A 16,260-nucleotide genomic window follows, 5' to 3' on the forward strand; every position below is an offset into this window, starting at 1 on the left:
GATGCCCCGCCCGAGGGTGGGCTTTGTAGGAAGTTTTCGGAGAAAACCCGATATCAGAGAAATTGCATAAAGTCAAACCAATTTTTGTTTGCACGTCCTGTAGGAACTCCCACAAAATTCGAAAAATAAGATAGGAATTGAGAACGAAAAAATTGAAGTCCGTTTAAATCAATTATAACTTCCGAATCTCTTCATATAACCTTTTCGCGGCTCCTCTGCCTTTTTGAACAAATTCTCGATTTCGATTTTGAATGTTCAAAAGTTCAGTTTCAGGAATATTCAAAACATTGAAAATATCTTGTGCATTGGAAACGACAAACAGACCACCCGATTTTTCCAAAATCATAGCCTCGGGAGAGTTGTAAATTTTAGGGCCGGTCATCAGAGGCAGGCCAAAAGTAGCTGGTTCCAAAACGTTATGGACTCTATTGTGAAGCGCACCCCCCACATAGGCAAAGTCTGCTGCTTGATACGCAAATGCTAATACTCCTAACACATCAAATACGATTGTCTGAGCCGTCATGTTTTCAAAAGGAGTGGAGGTCCAGGTTTGGTAAATTATATTTGTGTCTTGGAGTTTGTGTTCTATAGAAACAATTCTATCGGGAGAAGTTTTATGGGGAAAAATCCAAAACGCAAATTTGTCCAACAAAGCAGGATTTTTTGATCGAATGAGTTCATAAAGAGAAACGATTAAGTTTTCGCAGGGTTCGTAAGTAGATGCAAAAAGTATAATTTTAGAATACGGATAATTTTTAGGTTTATTAAAAATTTTAGGATTGTCTTCGATTTTTTTCAGAACAGAATCGAATCTAGTATCGCCTAACACCTTCACCGGAATTTTGTTCTGGACCAAAGAACGAAAAATTTCGTAAAAAGATTCGTGAGAAGGAAAAATTCCATCTAGATGTTTAAAAACGGATTTAGTCAATTTGCCCATAATCCCTTTTTTACGATTTCCGATCACCGCAGAACCTAACACTACTTTGGTGTTAAATCTATTTGCAGAAATTACTAAATTTGGCCAGGTATCCCAAGCCATCAAAACCAGAACCTTAGGATGAAAACGGGAGAAAATCCAGTTATAACTGAAAGGAAGATCGATCGGAAGATGAAAAGTCTCGTCTGCCGGAAATGCTTCTAATTGAGAATCTCGAACGCTGTCTGAAAAAACGGATTGAATTAAAAATGCAGACGGATCATTTTTTCTAAATTCAAGTGCAAGAGCCTTACACTGGTCCAACTCGCCTACCGAAGCCGCATGAAACCAAACAGTATATTTACCGGAAAGGTTCAACGGCTTGGAAAGAATTTTTTTCTTATCTGCAGAACGTTTTCTAAAAAAAAGTCTCACGGAAGGAAATAAGAAAGAAATCGGAACAACAAAAATCAGAAGAAGGATCGTCAGGATTTGATAAAGAAAAATCATAGTTCTATGAGCGGGGTTTTATTTGTATTCGATTTGATGGATACTTTAATTAAGGATCCTTTCCATTCTGCACTCTATAAAATGCTCCCAAACGAATCGAGAGAAAAATTTATCCAGGGAAGAGAAAGAAACGCGTTTATAGAATTTGAAAAAGGACAAATTGAAGAAGAAGAATTTTTAGAAAGGTTTTATTTGCCGGAATATAGAAACGGTGATTTACCGGATCCTAAGAAGATCAAAGAACTTATGTTTAGCAAAGTGCGATTGATACCGGAAACGGTAGGAATTGTAAAATTACTCAAGGCAAACGGAAATAAACTAGTACTGGCAAGTAATTATTCCGTCTGGTATAAAGAACTTCAAAAATTTACTGAAATGCAGGAAGTATTTTCTCAATTTGATCAGTTGTATTTTTCCTGTGAACTAGGTGTTAGAAAGCCGGCGGAGGAATATTTTCAATGGATTCAAACTGATTATCCAGGAATGCGTTATGTGTTGATAGACGACAATGCGACTAACGTAGAGGCGGCTGGTTATATGGGATGGGATACTTTTCAATTCGATCCGAAAAAAACTTCCCAACTCGGAGAATTTTTTAGAGACCAGTACCCCAATTATCTTTGATCTCCGCACCGGGATAACTTTCATCTCTTGTATCGATTAGAATACCCATACGATCCAGATAAAAAACAAATTCTCCTTTTTTCTGAAACGGACCGGGGATCAAACGAATTTCGGCAACTTCGAACGGATAACGTAGATTTCGATTCAGTTTTATGTTTTGAGCTGGGATCTCTAGTTTTTTCTCGATCCGTTTCCAACCTTCAAAACTCAAATCTACTAAATCGATTACTATTTCTTTAGATTTATACTGGTGGAGAACTAATTCTAATTTTGCGTTTTGGGAAGAGGCATACATCCAAAAAAAAATTCGAGTAGGAATTCCGATTGGTAATCTGATTTTTTCTTTCGGACGAATTTCTAAATGTGAGTGTTTCGGATTTTCGAAAAAGGTCTGAACCATCATAGAGCGATAGTCGTTTGTAGTAGAAAGAGTAGGATAAAATTCTCTTTCTTTAGAAAAGGCAGAATTCTCCGGGATCTGAGAGTTAAAACGAATTTCGTTTAAAAACGAAACACTTCTATAAATTTCCCAAGGCCTGGAACCTTCAAAGGAATCCACAAGAAAAAGATTGTATTGTTTCCAATCCGAGAGTATCTTTTCTAAAATCAAAACTCGGCTCATTTCATCTTCGTCTCTTTTTACTGGAGAAGAGGAAAGTTCTATCTGAGCAGATTCCAAAAAACAAAGGGCGAATAAGATTACCGAGAAAAACAATATTCTCACAAGATTCTATTCGGAGAAAATGAGACTTAAAAACAGACTAAAAACCGATATTAAAAAACAGGTATACCCATGAGAAGAGACCAGTTGAAAATTCTACTTTCCGGAATCTTAGTTTTACTCCTAGGATCGTTGATTGTTTATAGTTATCTTTTCCGGGAGGATATTTCTAAATTTTTAAAAAAGAAGGAAAGTGAGGAAGTTTCAAACAACTCGAAAATAGACAGAGTGATTTTAAATCCGGAGATGAATTCAGAGTCTCACAACGATTTAAATACTCTTCCGACGGAAAAGAAAGTTCCAGGAGAATTTTCCAATCATGAATCTGAAAGTCTACCACCTAACAAAGCGGTTCAAGAAGAATGGCCTGAAGAAACAAAACAAGGTGTGATTCCTGAAGAGCAGCTGAGGGAAGAAAACGATAAATATAAAAACGTAAATAAGGGAAGAGCTAAAGAAAAAACACCGAAAGTTTCGACTACACTATCCAAAGAGGAAACAAACGTCTACAAAGAGGAAGAACCAAAAAAGGAAAGGATGAAAGATTGGGAAGACAAACCTGAAAAAGTTGATCGGAAAACTGAAAGGCGTTCCCCTAAAAAATCTAAGATCAAAAAACATTCTACCTCTAAAATTGGAAAAAAAATTCGATCCTTAGAGAACAGGGTAGATCGTTTAGAAAGAAAATTAGGAATTTCTCATATAAAGAAAAAACATAAAACTCATAAAGTAGATCGAAGAAGTTTAGAAAAAAGGGTTCAAAAGTTAGAAAGGGAAATGGAGAGACTAAAAATAAAAGAATAATATGGGAATTTTAGAGAGTTATCAAAAAATTTACAAGGAACTTCAACAACTCAGACCAGAAAATCCTCCTACTCTCATAGCCGTTTCTAAGTTTCAACCGATCGAAAAAATCAAAGAAGCGATTGGATGTGGAGTCGTTCATTTCGGTGAAAATAGAATTCAAGAAGGAATCGAAAAATTTTCACAGTGGTTGGAAAATAAAAATAAGTCTCTGATTTTACATCATATCGGACCGGTTCAAAGTGGAACTTTGCGAAAGTTGTTTTCAGGATATTCATACGCGCACGGAGTGGGAAGTGCTGGGATCGTAAATGAACTTCTAACTAGAGCAATAAAAGAAGAAAAAAAGATCTTATACTTTTTACAAACGAACTTAACTGGAGAAAGTACAAAACACGGTTTCGAAAGAAAAGAACTGATCGAACTTTTAAAACAAAAAGAAAAATTGTCTAATACTTACTGCAAGTTAGAGGGACTCATGGTAATGGGGCCTTCGGATGGAGATCTTATTAAAACCAGGGAAGTTTTTCGGGAACTTTCTAAATTCAAAAAAGATTATATACCGGAAGCGAAACTTTCTATGGGAATGTCTGGAGATTATAAAATCGCTATCGAAGAAGGAAGCGACTTTGTCAGGATCGGAAGTGCGATTTTTGGAGAAAGAAACTGATATGAAATATACGATAGGAATCGCTGGTTGCGGAAATATGGGAGGAGCTATTTATTTCTCTCTTAAAGAACGTTATCCGACACAGTTATTGGGATACGATCCTTATATAACTTCCAATCAAAAAATAGAACTTATATCTTCCTGGGATGAATTTGTTTCTAAGTCCGATTTAATACTCGTTTGTGTAAAACCTGGAAAGGTGATCGAACTTTTAAAACAAATCAAGGTTCCTAAAAAAATTATATCTGTTGCCGCTGGAATCCATATCGATACGATTCTAAAAAATCTTCCGACGGGATCCAGGGTAGTAAGGGTAATGCCCAATTTACCTTTACTAGTTTCTGAAGGCGCGATCGGGTTTTTCGGAGACGAAGAGTTATACGAAACCGTTTCCGAGATTTTTCAGCCTTTAGGACATTCCGTGAAACTAAGCAACGAAATTCTCATGGATGCCGTTACTGGACTTTCCGGATCGGGGCCGGCTTATGTTTTTAAATTTATACAAGCCTTGGCAGAAGGTGGGGTTCTTTCCGGTTTGGGATATCAAGAGGCGTTGGATCTTAGCATACAAACAGTAATCGGTTCTGCACAGCTTCTTAGAAAGGAAAGAGAAAAAGATCCGACAACTCATCCAGAAGTGTGGAAAAATAAGGTAACTTCCCCAGGCGGAACTACCATTGCTGGACTTGTGGAATTAGAAAAAAACGGATTTAACAATGCGGTCTTAGAGGCGGTGAAAGCGGCAACGAATCGTTCTAAAGAACTAGGAATTTAAAATCTTTTAAACAAAAAATATATACTTGTTTCTAATTCATTTGGATCTGTTTTTCAATATATACTAAAATTTATAAAAATGTAGAAATTACTTTCAACAAGGGTTTCAAAACCCATAAATGAATTTAGAAAATTAGAAAGTATATTTTTAAAAGTATGAGTTCTTACAATTTTCAAAATTTATCTGTAAAACCCAAATTTGTGGTAGTTCCCACATCTAACTTTTTACGGAAAAATTCAGCTTTATAAAAGTTCATCGAATTACGTTAGTGAATTTCGTTCGTAGTATTATAAGTAGAAGAACTACTTTTAAATATAAGATCGTAACTTGTAAGAGTTCCCACATTTTAACAATGGATAATTCAAAACGATAAATTTACAGTTTTGTATGAGTTTTCATATAATTAACGTGAGTTTGACTTAAGAAAATGAGAAATAATTTTCTAAGTATGAGTTCTTACAATTTGTTCGTAAGATCCTAATTTGTGGTAGTTCCCACATTTTAGGAATTGATCTACAAAATTTAGATTTCAACTTTTTTCAGAAAAATGAATTCCTTACACGATACACGTTAATTGAGATTTAGTGATTTAGAAAAAATAGTGTTTTGTGACTAATTTTGTGAATCAAAAGATATAAAACGAAAATTTAGATTTTATTTTGATTCCAAAAATAAAAAAGAAAGCAAACTTTTTATAAAAAGCTGTTGTTATAGATGAAATTAACTCTTTGGATTAAAATTTATCTTGAAAAGTAAAGTGGAAGGATTAAAACACTAGCGCGGACAGGATTCGAACCTATGACCTTTGGGTTATGAGCCCAACGAGCTACCAGCTGCTCCACCGCGCGGTGTCTACGGGCAAGTATTGGTGGATGGGTCTTGAAAGCAAGAATAAATCGACAAAAAGAATTGATTTTTATGAAAAATTGGTCTGATAATCTTCGTAAAAAAGAAATCACAAGAATGAAAAAGATCGCCGGATATGTTCGGCGTAAAATTGGAAAATACTCCCTTAGTATCTAGAGACTGGAGAACCAACCGTTTGATCAGTAAAGAAAACGATCCCTTGATGATAGAATATCTGGAAAAGAAAATCTATGATCAAAAACAATTATTAGAAATTAGTAAAGCTTTAAATTCCACATTAGATTATAAATATCTAATGGATGCGATTTTAAATATCTGTCTTGCTCAGCTTCAGACTCTACAGGCTGCGATTTATGTCAGTCCGGAAGCGGATTCCGATTTTTTCGAGTTGGATCCAAGTTATAAAGGGTTTGATCTTTCCGAAAACGAAAAATCTTTTCGAATTAAAACAAATGCTGCTTTGATTCAATTTTTAGAAACTAGAATGAAAGCAATGACTGTAAATCAAATCGAAGAGAATATGGGTAGGGCTGTAAACGAGGTAGATTTTTTGAGAGGAATCGGAGCCGATCTGATCATTCCATTGAACGCAAAAGGAAAAGTGAATGGACTTTTGGTTCTAGGAGAGAAAATGACCATGAATGAGGTCCAAGAAGAGGATAGAGACTTTCTAACAACTCTTTCTACTCTTGCCGGAATTGCGGTGGAAAACTCAAGACTCTACGAACTCGCTACGGTAGATATGATGACCGGACTTAAAGTACATCATTATTTTCAGACAAAACTTAAAGAAGAAATGGATCGTTGCAGAAAGAAAAAATCCTATCTTACTCTTTTGTTCACAGACGTGGATAATTTTAAGAAGTTCAATGATACTCATGGACATCAGGCAGGAGATCAGGTTTTAATCGAAGTGGCTAAACAATTGATCCGTCAAGCAGGGAAACACGATATTCCAGCGAGATATGGAGGAGAGGAATTTTGTTTGGTAATGCCCGGTGCGGATCTGGAAAGAGGATACGAAATGGGGGAAACGATTCGCAAAGCGGTAGAATCCAGTTCTGTGAAAAATCCAAACGGAGGTCCCGATTTAAAGGTTACTCTTTCGGTTGGTGTATCTGAGTTTTGGCCTAAGGATAGAAATAACAGAGATTTGATTGAAAGAGCAGATAAGGCGCTTTATACGGCTAAACATTCCGGTAAAAATCGTACTGTTTGTTACAAAGAAAATTAGAGAAAACTACTATTGTTATAGAATAAATTTTGAATTCGATGACCATTTTTAAAACTAGGATTTAAACCAAACATTTAATCTTGGATTTCAATAGAAGTTTTTTGAATCTAATTTTAAAAGGATTTTTGTTTGTTAACGCAAAGGTTCCACTGAAAGAATTCGTTTCTTAAATCTTTGTTTTTATAGTAAAAAATAAAAATGAATGTAGGGGATTTTATTTTGTAGTTTATTTCTATATAATAGAATACTAATGAATTTAGAGCCGAATCCTCGTTTCGGCATTCTACTTTATAGTTCTGCAGTTAAACTTTGAAAGTGTAGGAACTATTACTTTTTCTGAATTTCCGGCCGACGTTTTTATTAGAGATCCTTCTGGTTTTAAAAAAAGTTTTTGAAATAAATTCTAGAAAAACTTTTCTTTTTGGAAAATATGCCGATCAGTACAGTATGGAAAAAAATCCTCTTCTGTACCAAATCCCCCTGACTCAGTTTGAAGAAAAAGAACTCACAAAACGAATCCAAGATAGGGCTCTCGGGAAAGAAAAATTTGATTTCTCTCCGTATTCTTGTTTTATAGAATATAAACCTGCGGACCCGATTACGGGAATCCAATATAGGGACTGCGTGATCGATTACACACGATGTTCCAATCAAAAATGTATCAAAAAGTTAACCTGAGGATATTTGTAGTTTTATCTTTTCTTTCTTGTTCTTTCATTCCTTCCAAAACGAAAGTGATTCCGATTTCGGGGGGAATGGAAATAACTCTTCCTTTTTATGTAAAAAGCGGATTTCGTTTTATTCAACTTTCTCTCTCACCGGATCAAAAACCTCTTCGTTTTTTGGTGGATACTGGTTCTAGATTTTCATTTTTGGATGAACGATACTTTACGGAATTGGATTCCAAAAAAAGGATTTCGGTTTCTTATCCGGGAGGTAAGGATGATTCCTACCGAAAAACCAAAACCATCCAATTGTTTCACAACGTATTTCCTATTTTTAAAGATATAACCGTGTATTCTCATAACTTTTCCGGCCATCTGGAATTGGACGGGATTATTGGTATTGATTCATTATATGATAAAATTATAATATTAGAATACCCGACTCAGATCCGTTTTCTGGAGATTTTGGACGGAAAACTTTCCTCAATCTCAAATTTATATGGACTAGAAAGAGATGCGGAACCACTACGTTTTGTTTCCGGTCTTCCCGTATTGGAAGTCAATTACGGTACTCAAGATAAATCTTTTCTAATTTTAGATACCGGAGCCGAGCCCAGCGTTTTGGAACTTCCTAATCCGTTACCCGGTATTGTAGAAGAGACTTTTTCGAGCAGATCGGTCTCGGTATTAAATTTTCAAGGAAAGGTTGTAAACATTCGAACTAAATTTGTTCGTAAACTTTGTTTGATTCCGACGTCTATTTGTGTTGAGGATCTGGAAATTCTTCCTTCTGGACTTCCGGTTGAACTTTCGAAGCCCTCCAGTGGGATTAGAATTCAAGGTGTTCTAGGTGTGAACTGGCTGAACAAACATAGAATTCTTTTGGACATGAAACGGAGTCTTATAGGTATAGTAGGGAAAGACCGATGAACAAAGGAAAAATCATAGTGGCGATGAGTGGGGGGGTAGATAGCGCGGTGACCGCCGGTTTGCTCATGGAAGATGGATACGAAGTGATCGGAGTTAATCTGAGAACTTGGGAATACGAAACTCCTGCCTGTGATACCACTAAAAAATCCTGCTGTTCTCCGGAGGATATTCGAGACGCTAGGGACGTTGGTATTTCCTTAAAAATTCCGTTTTACGTAATCAAGATGGAAAAGGTATTCCAAGAAAAAGTGATCGATCGTTTTATAGAAGACTATCAACACGGAAAAACTCCAAATCCTTGCGTGGAATGTAATACTTTTGTGAAGTTCGGAGCTCTTTTTGAAAAGGCCAAGGCGCTCGGAATCGATAAAATTGCAACCGGTCATTACGCCCGGATTGCGCGTAACGGAGAGCGTTACGCGATTGCCAATGGGATTGATACCGGAAAAAATCAGGCCTACTATTTGTACGGACTTTCTCAAGAAAATCTTAAAAACGTAATTTTTCCTCTCGGTGAAATGACAAAACCGGAAGTGAGGCAAATTGCAAGAAGGATGGGGCTTTCAGTCGCGGATAAATCAGAGTCTCAAGAAATTTGTTTTATTCCGGAGAACGATTACAGAAAATTTTTGGAAAAGAAAAACGTAGAGTTTACTCCCGGTTTTTTTAAACTGAAAGACGGTCGTATCGTAGGAAAACACAAGGGTCGTGAAAATTTTACGATCGGTCAGAGAAAGGGACTGGGAATCGCCTGGAAAAACCCTCTTTACGTAATTTCGATCGAAGATGACGGTTCCGTAATATTAGGAGAAGAGAATGAAACTTACAACGAATCTTTCTCCGTAATCGATCTAAACTTTCAAGGACTTGCTCCTTTGAACGAGGGAGAATCTCTAGAATGTAGGGTTCAGGTCCGTTACAGACATGTTCCGATCCGTTGTAATATTACAAAAATGAAAGAAGGACTTAGCGTTCATCCCCTAGAAGATGTAAGAGGAGTGACTCCTGGACAATCCGCGGTGTTTTATCCTTTGGACTCCGATTATTTACTGTTAGGTGGAATTATCTCCAAGGGAAGCATTCAAATGCGAATTACGGAACCTGCGATTTCTGTATTAAATTGAACGAGGATTTTCTTTTTTGTCTCTAAGTCATAAAATTACTGGAAAGACGATTTTGATCGTAGGAGGGGGGCTTTTACAGGTCCCCATCATTCAAACCGCTAAAATGATGAAACTTACCACCGTAGTCGCAGATATGAACGGTGAAGCTCCTGGTATGAAAATTTGCGACATTCCTATGGTGATGAGTACGAAAGATATTGAAGGAATGGTGAGAGAATCCAAAAAACTCGCCACTAAAATCAAAATCGACGGAGTGATTACCGCCGGAACCGATGCGAGTATGACCGTGGCTGCGGTTGCAAACGCTCTCGATCTTCCCGGAATTCGATACGTGGACGCGGAAGCCGCTTCTAACAAAGTAAAAATGCGGGAACGTTTGAAAAAAGCTGGAATTCCTCTCCCCGGTTTTGCTCCTGTATGGAGTCTTTCTGATACGAGAGACGCATTAGAATTTTTGAATTTTCCTCTCGTAATGAAACCCGCCGACAACATGGGTGCTCGAGGAGTTATCAAAGTAGAAAATAGGGAAGAGTTACAAGCCGCGTTTAAACACGCAAAAAAATATTCTCCTACGGGAGAGATGATTTTAGAAGAATATATGCCCGGTCCGGAAGTTTCCGTGGATGCTCTCACTTGGAACGGAAATTTTGTAATCACTGGAATTGCAGATAGAATTATCGAAAGAGAACCTTATTTTATAGAGATGGGGCATAACATGCCTTCCGCTTTGAGTCCTTCTATTTTAAAAGAAGTGGAAGAAGTAATGTTTCGAAGTATGAAGGCTCTTGGAATTACTCTTGGAGCCGGGAAGGGGGATATTAAAGTCACCCCGGACGGAGTTAAGGTAGGAGAAATCGCCGCGAGATTGTCAGGCGGTTTTATGTCCGCGTTTACCTTTCCTCTTTCTTCTGGAATTAACTTAAATCGGGCCGCCATCTTAATCGCGTTAGGTGAAGAACCGGACAATCTAACTCCTACCGCTAATAGAGTTTCCATAGAACGTTGTCTTTTGGCCCCTAGAGGAAAACTTATTTCCATCGATGGAATTGAGGAGACTCGTAAAATAGAAGGAGTCAACGATCTATTTTTTATGAATAAGATCGGTGATATTATCCAAGAACCTACGAATAACATTGAAAAGACGGGACACGTAATTATCAGTGCGGATACTTTAGATAAAGCCGAGGAGGTTTTTGAAAAAGTAAAAAACACGATTCGATTTACTTGTGACGAACTCTATTCTATTTCCGAAAAAGAAATTCAACAAAACGCCAGATTACGTTTTGGAAAAGAAGTATGCTGGGTTTGTAAAGTTTGTGACGGAACCGATTGTGCTTCTGGGGTTCCTGGAATGGGCGCTTTGGGAAAAATGCTTACTTTCCAGGATAATATCAACGCACTACGGGAATATTCGATTCTTCCTAAATACATTCGAGAACATACCCGGGCTTCGGCAGAAACTCACTTTCTTGGAAAAAAATTCAGAACCCCTGTAATGGCGGCTCCAATGACCGGAGCCGTTACGAATATGAACGGCGCTATGGATGAGTTTACGTTTGCGGCTACATTATTAGAAGGATGTCAGACTTCTGGAACCTTAGCATGGTTAGGTGATGGTGCCAGTCCGGAAAAATATTTGATTATGTTGGAAGCGATTCGTAAAACGAAAGCAGACGCGATTTTGATCTGTAAACCTAGAGAAGACGAGGTTCTTTTAAAGGAAAGATTTCAAGAATCCGAAAAATCTGGTCTTCTGGCGATCGGTATGGACGTAGACGCGGTCAATTTTAAGACGATGACTTTGAAAAATATTTCCTCGATTACCAGAAATGTTTCTAAACTTGCGAAAATTCGTTCTTTTACTAAGTTACCTTTTGTCGTCAAAGGTATCATGACCCCACAGGACGCGCTACTTGCAATCGATGCAGGTGCGGATTGTATAGTCGTATCCAATCACGGTGGAAGAGTTTTAGACGATATGCCTGGGACCGCTAGAGTTCTTTCTGGAATTAGAAATGTTATAGGTGATAAGATTCAGATTGTGGTGGATGGTGGAGTGAGAAGCGGCATGGACGTATTTAAGATGATCGCTTTGGGTGCGGATACGGTTCTAGTGGGAAGACCAATGGCGATTTTTGCGGTTGGGGGTGGAGTTGCCGGAGTTCGGTTTCTAATTTCACAATATACTGATAATCTTTTGCAGTCGATGAATGTTACTGGAACCGAAACTTTGAAAGATATTGGAATGGAGTTGCTCTTTCGGAAAAAAATTGACGAAGAAAATTCTCCGACTGAATGAGAAAATCGTTTTACTAACTTAAAATTTACGGTTTAATATTCGAACCGTAAATCTACGGGTCGTGTTCGGACGAAAGAATCATGGATAAGTTTATCAATGACGCAGAAGGAATTCATAAAATTCTTCAATCTCTTTTTACTAGACTTCCCGTAGTGATATTCGTAGACAATCGTCCACTTCCCGTAAGAGTAGCTGGTCTTAAAGATTCTTTTAGAATTGTAGTCACCCTTCCTCCTGGAATTCCTAACGAACAAAATCGAAAATTGTTTTTAGTTCATAATAATCATAGATTTGCGGCTTTTTGCACTGTCGAACTTCACAATCCTGCAAACAGTGTGGAACTTTTATTTACGAGTGTAATTCAAGTGACTATCGCTCAGAGAACTGAAAAAAGAGTTCATATAGATTCGGGATCTCAAATTACTCTTACGAATATCATCAATCAATATAAGGTTAGGAAAGCGATCGGATTTGCCGATAAAAAGATAGACGGAATCGTTAAGAAACACGCGAAACTTCTCAAGGAAACTTATCCTCTTTCCAGTATCTTTTTTTCGGACAAAATGGATAACAGACTCAGGTTGATGTACAATTTTGATAAGCCGATTTACGTTTTGGACCGTTATGCGAAATCAGATGGAAGTGCGGGTTTTCAATTTCTTACCTTTTCAGAATATCAAAAGTTGATTGCTGTAAATAACTTGGAATCAGGTATCGTTTCTGAAATTTCGATCATGATTCGATATAAAGGTTATACTCCATTGGGTTACGTTCAGATTCTTTCGGATAAGGAACTGAGTGCGAGCGATTTCAATACCGCTAATATTACCGCGAACTCGATTTCTAAAGAAATCATCGCTTCCGGTTTTTTTCAGGAATCCAAAGAGAAATGTAACGTGGACAATATATCCATGCAAGGAGTAGGTTTCTTTCATCATCAGTCTATTTTCTTTTCTAGAAGTTTTGCAGTAGGAGAAACCATTCTATTTGACATCAATTTTTCTGCGGAAAATAAGGGAACGTTTCGCGCGGTAATACGAAATATCACCAACACGGATAAAATGTTTCGAATCGGTTGCGAATTTTTTAACTTAAACGAAAGAGAAGAAAATATGATTCAAACTTATATCGATTCCAAGGAAAATCGAACCTGAGTTTTGTTTTGATCGATCCTATTATTTCCATCAAAGAAGAAGTGGGGACTTTATCTGAACGACTTCAGGTTCTAATTTCTAAAGAAGAATCCGGAACTAGACTCGATCATTTTCTTTCTAAAAAATTCACTTATCATTCTAGAACGGTTTGGCAAAAAGAAATTACCGAGGGGAGAATCCTTGTTTCTAGTAAAACGGTTAAACCGGGAGTTTCTCTTAAGGAAGGGGATTTAGTTTCTTATCATCCGATCCAAAAGGAAGAACCTCCGGTTAGAAACGATTATAAAATTCTTTATGAAGACGAGTTTTTTGTAGCGATTGATAAACCAGGTGATCTCCCGGTTCATCCCGCTGGAATCTATAGAAAAGGAAATCTTCTCACTTTTTTAAAGGAATCTGGCAAGTTTAAAGATTTATTTACGATACATCGGTTGGACAGGGAAACTTCGGGCGTGATATTGTTCGCTAAAAACTCGGAGATTGCTTCCAGTTTGTCTAAATCGTTTAGTTTAGGGAATATTCAAAAATATTATATTACAAAAGTATATGGAGATTTTCCCAAAAGAAAATCGGCGTATGGTATTTTAAAACCGGACCTTTCTTCTAAAATCAGGAAAAAGAGAACGTTTGTCCCTTTAAAATTTGATTTTTTAAAAAGAAATAAAAAATATCTATTTGATAATTCTATTATGGAGAAGCAGGAGGAGATTTCTTTGACTTACTTTCAAAAAGTTGAATTCGATAGGAGGCGCGAATCAAAATTCAAATTTTCTAAAATAGAGTTTCAATTTCAAAATACGAAGAATGAAAAAATGGGATCGGTTCTTTTAAACCAAGAGGATCATTCTATTTTATTATGCAGGCCGATTACGGGGCGTATGCATCAGATTAGAGCTACTTTGTTTAGTTTAGGTTTTCCGCTATTTGGAGATAAACTCTATGGAAAAGACGAAAAAGTTTTTTTAGAATTTATAGAAGGAAAAAATCCAGATCTGGTCGTTCGGTTGGGAATGAAAAGACAAGCGTTACATTCGTATGCAGTTTGTTTGAATCACCCGGTCACAAATAAAAAAATGAAAATTACGGCTCCTATTCCGGAGGATTTTTTGTGAATCCAGGATTGTTCGAATCTTTTATTCCTGTAATCGTTCTTGTGATGGGACTCGGTTATGCGGGAGTTGTGTTTGGAAATGGAACCGTGGATGGTCCCGCGCAGATGCTTTTGATTCTTTCCGGAACGGTTGCAAGTTTACTTGGAATTCGTCTTGGAGTAAAATGGGACGTTCTAGAAGAAAGAATTTTAGAATCTTTGAAAAATGTACTAAAACCTGTGCTCATTCTTCTATTGATCGGATCTCTAATAGGAGTTTGGATTTGGTCCGGAATTGTACCTTCTATGATTGTGTGGGGATTAAAAATTTTAAAACCTTCCTTCTTTTTGGTAACCGCTTGTGTTTTATCTTCCGTTGTTTCTTTAATTACTGGAAGTTCTTGGTCTACGGCGGGAACCGTAGGAGTTGCGTTGATGGGAATCGGAACCACGTTAGGCGTTCCTTCTGGAATCGCCGCGGGCGCCGTTGTATCGGGTGCATATTTTGGAGATAAACTTTCCCCGTTTTCGGAAACGACTAATCTGGCTTCTTCGATCGCTGGAACTCCACTTTTTACGCATATTCAACATATGTTATATACTACGATCCCCGCTTTTTGTATTGCGATTGTGTTTTTTACTTGGACTGGTTTGGATTATTCTGGTTCTGAAAGTGGGGATCAAAAGGTAAACGAGGTGATCGGTTTGCTCGAACAATCTTTTCGAATCCACCCCGCTTTGATGATTCCTCCTATTTTGACCTTTGTAATGATTTATTTTAAAATTCCGGCTATACCTTCAATTCTTGCGGGAATTCTTTCCGGAGTAGTATCCGGAGTTTTTTTACAACATTCCGAATTAGACTTTCCGGAAATTTACAAACAGATTTTAAACGCCGCTTCTAAAGGAAATTCGATTAAGAGTCAAAGCCCTCTTACGGATGCTTTACTTTCGAGAGGAGGAATGGCTTCTATGCTTCCTACGGTTTGGCTGATTTTTTCGGCTATGTTTTTTGCGGGAGCGATGGAAGGAGCCGGTTTGATTCAGGAAATCACAAAAGGTATATTAAAATATGCGAATACAGATCGATCTCTTTTGACGGGAACGATTTTTACTAGTATTTCTGCAAATTTAATTTCCTCGGATCAATACCTTTCGATTTTAGTGCCGGGTAAGATGTTTAAAAAATCCTACGAAGAGCATGGTCTTGATCCTAAAAATCTCTCTCGGGCTTTGGAGGATTCAGGTACGATGACTTCTGCGTTGGTTCCTTGGAATACATGTGGTTCTTTTATGGCAGCCGCGCTTGGAGTTCCTGTGGTTGTATTTTTTCCGTATGCTATTTTAAATTTATGTAGCCCTATCATTTCCCTTGCCTGCGCTTGGACCGGATGGACGATTCGGAAAAATAAAAATTGATTTCTAGAATTATAACTTAAGAATATTATAAATATTTGATATAATTTTTTTTTGAGAAAATTAAATAACGTGAGTTCGATGTAAGAAAATTGGGTCGAATCCCGCCAATGGTTTGTAAAAAGAAAGATAAAACGGGAACAGGCTCTTTAGAGCCGGTCAAGTTATTGTGTGCTATAGTTATACATTCAATTTCTTTAATTTCAATAACTTGACTCCACAACGCGACCCTTAGGAAAGCGTTGTGTTGAGTTTCCAACGCGACCTGTCGAACGATCCATGGAGAGTGAGACGCTGAGTTCAGGAAAGCGTTGTGCTTTAGTTCATTCATCGATCCCTTTCGCGTTATATCGAACTCACGTTAAATAAGTCGAACTGCTTTTTGAAAGTCTGCAACGAAATGTAGTGCTCGATTTTATAAAACATATCTAAATCACATTAAAATAGTATTGAATTTT

14 protein-coding genes and 1 tRNA gene are annotated in these 16,260 nt (G+C 37.3%); 12 read left to right on the top strand and 3 right to left on the bottom strand.

Annotated features, from left to right (window positions below; translation table 11 throughout):
• Window positions 1-172 precede the first annotated feature (172 nt).
• Window positions 173-1,429: a 3-deoxy-D-manno-octulosonic acid transferase gene (locus LEP1GSC049_RS223325; protein WP_004758360.1), complete on the bottom strand. Its 1,257-nt coding sequence runs from the start codon at window positions 1,427-1,429 to the stop codon at window positions 173-175.
• A gap of 6 nt (window positions 1,430-1,435) precedes the next feature.
• Between LEP1GSC049_RS223325 and LEP1GSC049_RS223320 the strand changes: the two genes are divergently transcribed.
• The gene (locus LEP1GSC049_RS223320) at window positions 1,436-2,053 is read left to right on the top strand and encodes an HAD family hydrolase (RefSeq protein ID WP_004754815.1); all 618 of its coding nucleotides are present in this window, start codon (window positions 1,436-1,438) and stop codon (window positions 2,051-2,053) included.
• Here LEP1GSC049_RS223320 and LEP1GSC049_RS223315 read toward each other — a convergent pair.
• Window positions 2,025-2,768 (bottom strand): hypothetical protein, encoded by a 744-nt coding sequence (locus LEP1GSC049_RS223315; RefSeq protein WP_004753718.1) that lies wholly within the window; start codon window positions 2,766-2,768, stop codon window positions 2,025-2,027. The two genes, LEP1GSC049_RS223320 and LEP1GSC049_RS223315, sit on opposite strands and share 29 nt — an antisense overlap.
• Window positions 2,769-2,846: 78 nt before the next feature.
• Between LEP1GSC049_RS223315 and LEP1GSC049_RS223310 the strand changes: the two genes are divergently transcribed.
• From LEP1GSC049_RS223310 to proC, 3 genes are read left to right on the top strand one after another with little or no spacing between them, the layout of a single operon-like run.
• Window positions 2,847-3,578 carry a hypothetical protein gene (locus tag LEP1GSC049_RS223310; RefSeq protein WP_004766810.1) on the top strand — a complete coding sequence of 244 codons (732 nt, stop codon included), beginning with the start codon at window positions 2,847-2,849 and terminating at the stop codon, window positions 3,576-3,578.
• 1 nt (window position 3,579) lies between these two features.
• The gene (locus LEP1GSC049_RS223305; protein ID WP_004755313.1) at window positions 3,580-4,248 is read left to right on the top strand and encodes a YggS family pyridoxal phosphate-dependent enzyme; all 669 of its coding nucleotides are present in this window, start codon (window positions 3,580-3,582) and stop codon (window positions 4,246-4,248) included.
• A gap of 1 nt (window position 4,249) precedes the next feature.
• Window positions 4,250-5,023: a pyrroline-5-carboxylate reductase gene (gene proC, locus LEP1GSC049_RS223300; protein ID WP_004754569.1), complete on the top strand. Its 774-nt coding sequence runs from the start codon at window positions 4,250-4,252 to the stop codon at window positions 5,021-5,023.
• A 775-nt stretch (window positions 5,024-5,798) separates the two neighbouring features.
• On the opposite strand, the gene LEP1GSC049_RS223295 is transcribed toward proC, so the two are convergent.
• A tRNA-Met gene (locus tag LEP1GSC049_RS223295) sits at window positions 5,799-5,871 on the bottom strand.
• Between the two features lie 194 nt (window positions 5,872-6,065).
• On the opposite strand from LEP1GSC049_RS223295, the gene LEP1GSC049_RS223290 reads away from it, so the two are divergent.
• From LEP1GSC049_RS223290 to nhaC, 8 genes are all read left to right on the top strand, one after another.
• Entirely contained in the window at window positions 6,066-7,124 is a 1,059-nt protein-coding gene (locus LEP1GSC049_RS223290; protein ID WP_004766797.1) for a sensor domain-containing diguanylate cyclase, read from the top strand.
• A gap of 447 nt (window positions 7,125-7,571) precedes the next feature.
• Complete coding sequence (locus LEP1GSC049_RS223285) at window positions 7,572-7,802, top strand: hypothetical protein (RefSeq protein ID WP_000414477.1); 231 nt, start codon at window positions 7,572-7,574, stop codon at window positions 7,800-7,802.
• Window positions 7,781-8,719, top strand: coding sequence for a pepsin/retropepsin-like aspartic protease family protein (locus LEP1GSC049_RS223280; protein WP_004753991.1), 939 nt, complete (start codon window positions 7,781-7,783; stop codon window positions 8,717-8,719). Before LEP1GSC049_RS223285 ends, LEP1GSC049_RS223280 begins: the two co-directional genes overlap by 22 nt.
• Window positions 8,716-9,843 (top strand): tRNA 2-thiouridine(34) synthase MnmA, encoded by a 1,128-nt coding sequence (gene mnmA, locus LEP1GSC049_RS223275; protein WP_004755039.1) that lies wholly within the window; start codon window positions 8,716-8,718, stop codon window positions 9,841-9,843. Before LEP1GSC049_RS223280 ends, mnmA begins: the two co-directional genes overlap by 4 nt.
• Before the next feature lie 16 nt (window positions 9,844-9,859).
• The gene (locus LEP1GSC049_RS223270) at window positions 9,860-12,142 is read left to right on the top strand and encodes an alpha-hydroxy-acid oxidizing protein (RefSeq protein ID WP_004754549.1); all 2,283 of its coding nucleotides are present in this window, start codon (window positions 9,860-9,862) and stop codon (window positions 12,140-12,142) included.
• Between the two features lie 80 nt (window positions 12,143-12,222).
• Window positions 12,223-13,296: a PilZ domain-containing protein gene (locus tag LEP1GSC049_RS223265; RefSeq protein WP_004754867.1), complete on the top strand. Its 1,074-nt coding sequence runs from the start codon at window positions 12,223-12,225 to the stop codon at window positions 13,294-13,296.
• 8 nt (window positions 13,297-13,304) lie between these two features.
• Window positions 13,305-14,408: a pseudouridine synthase gene (locus tag LEP1GSC049_RS223260; protein ID WP_016560443.1), complete on the top strand. Its 1,104-nt coding sequence runs from the start codon at window positions 13,305-13,307 to the stop codon at window positions 14,406-14,408.
• Window positions 14,405-15,805, top strand: a complete 1,401-nt coding sequence (nhaC, locus tag LEP1GSC049_RS223255; protein WP_004755408.1) for a Na+/H+ antiporter NhaC — start codon at window positions 14,405-14,407, stop codon at window positions 15,803-15,805. Before LEP1GSC049_RS223260 ends, nhaC begins: the two co-directional genes overlap by 4 nt.
• Window positions 15,806-16,260: the final 455 nt, after the last annotated feature.

Origin of the sequence: Leptospira kirschneri serovar Cynopteri str. 3522 CT (assembly GCF_000243695.2) — a bacterium.
Taxonomy (GTDB): domain Bacteria; phylum Spirochaetota; class Leptospiria; order Leptospirales; family Leptospiraceae; genus Leptospira; species Leptospira kirschneri.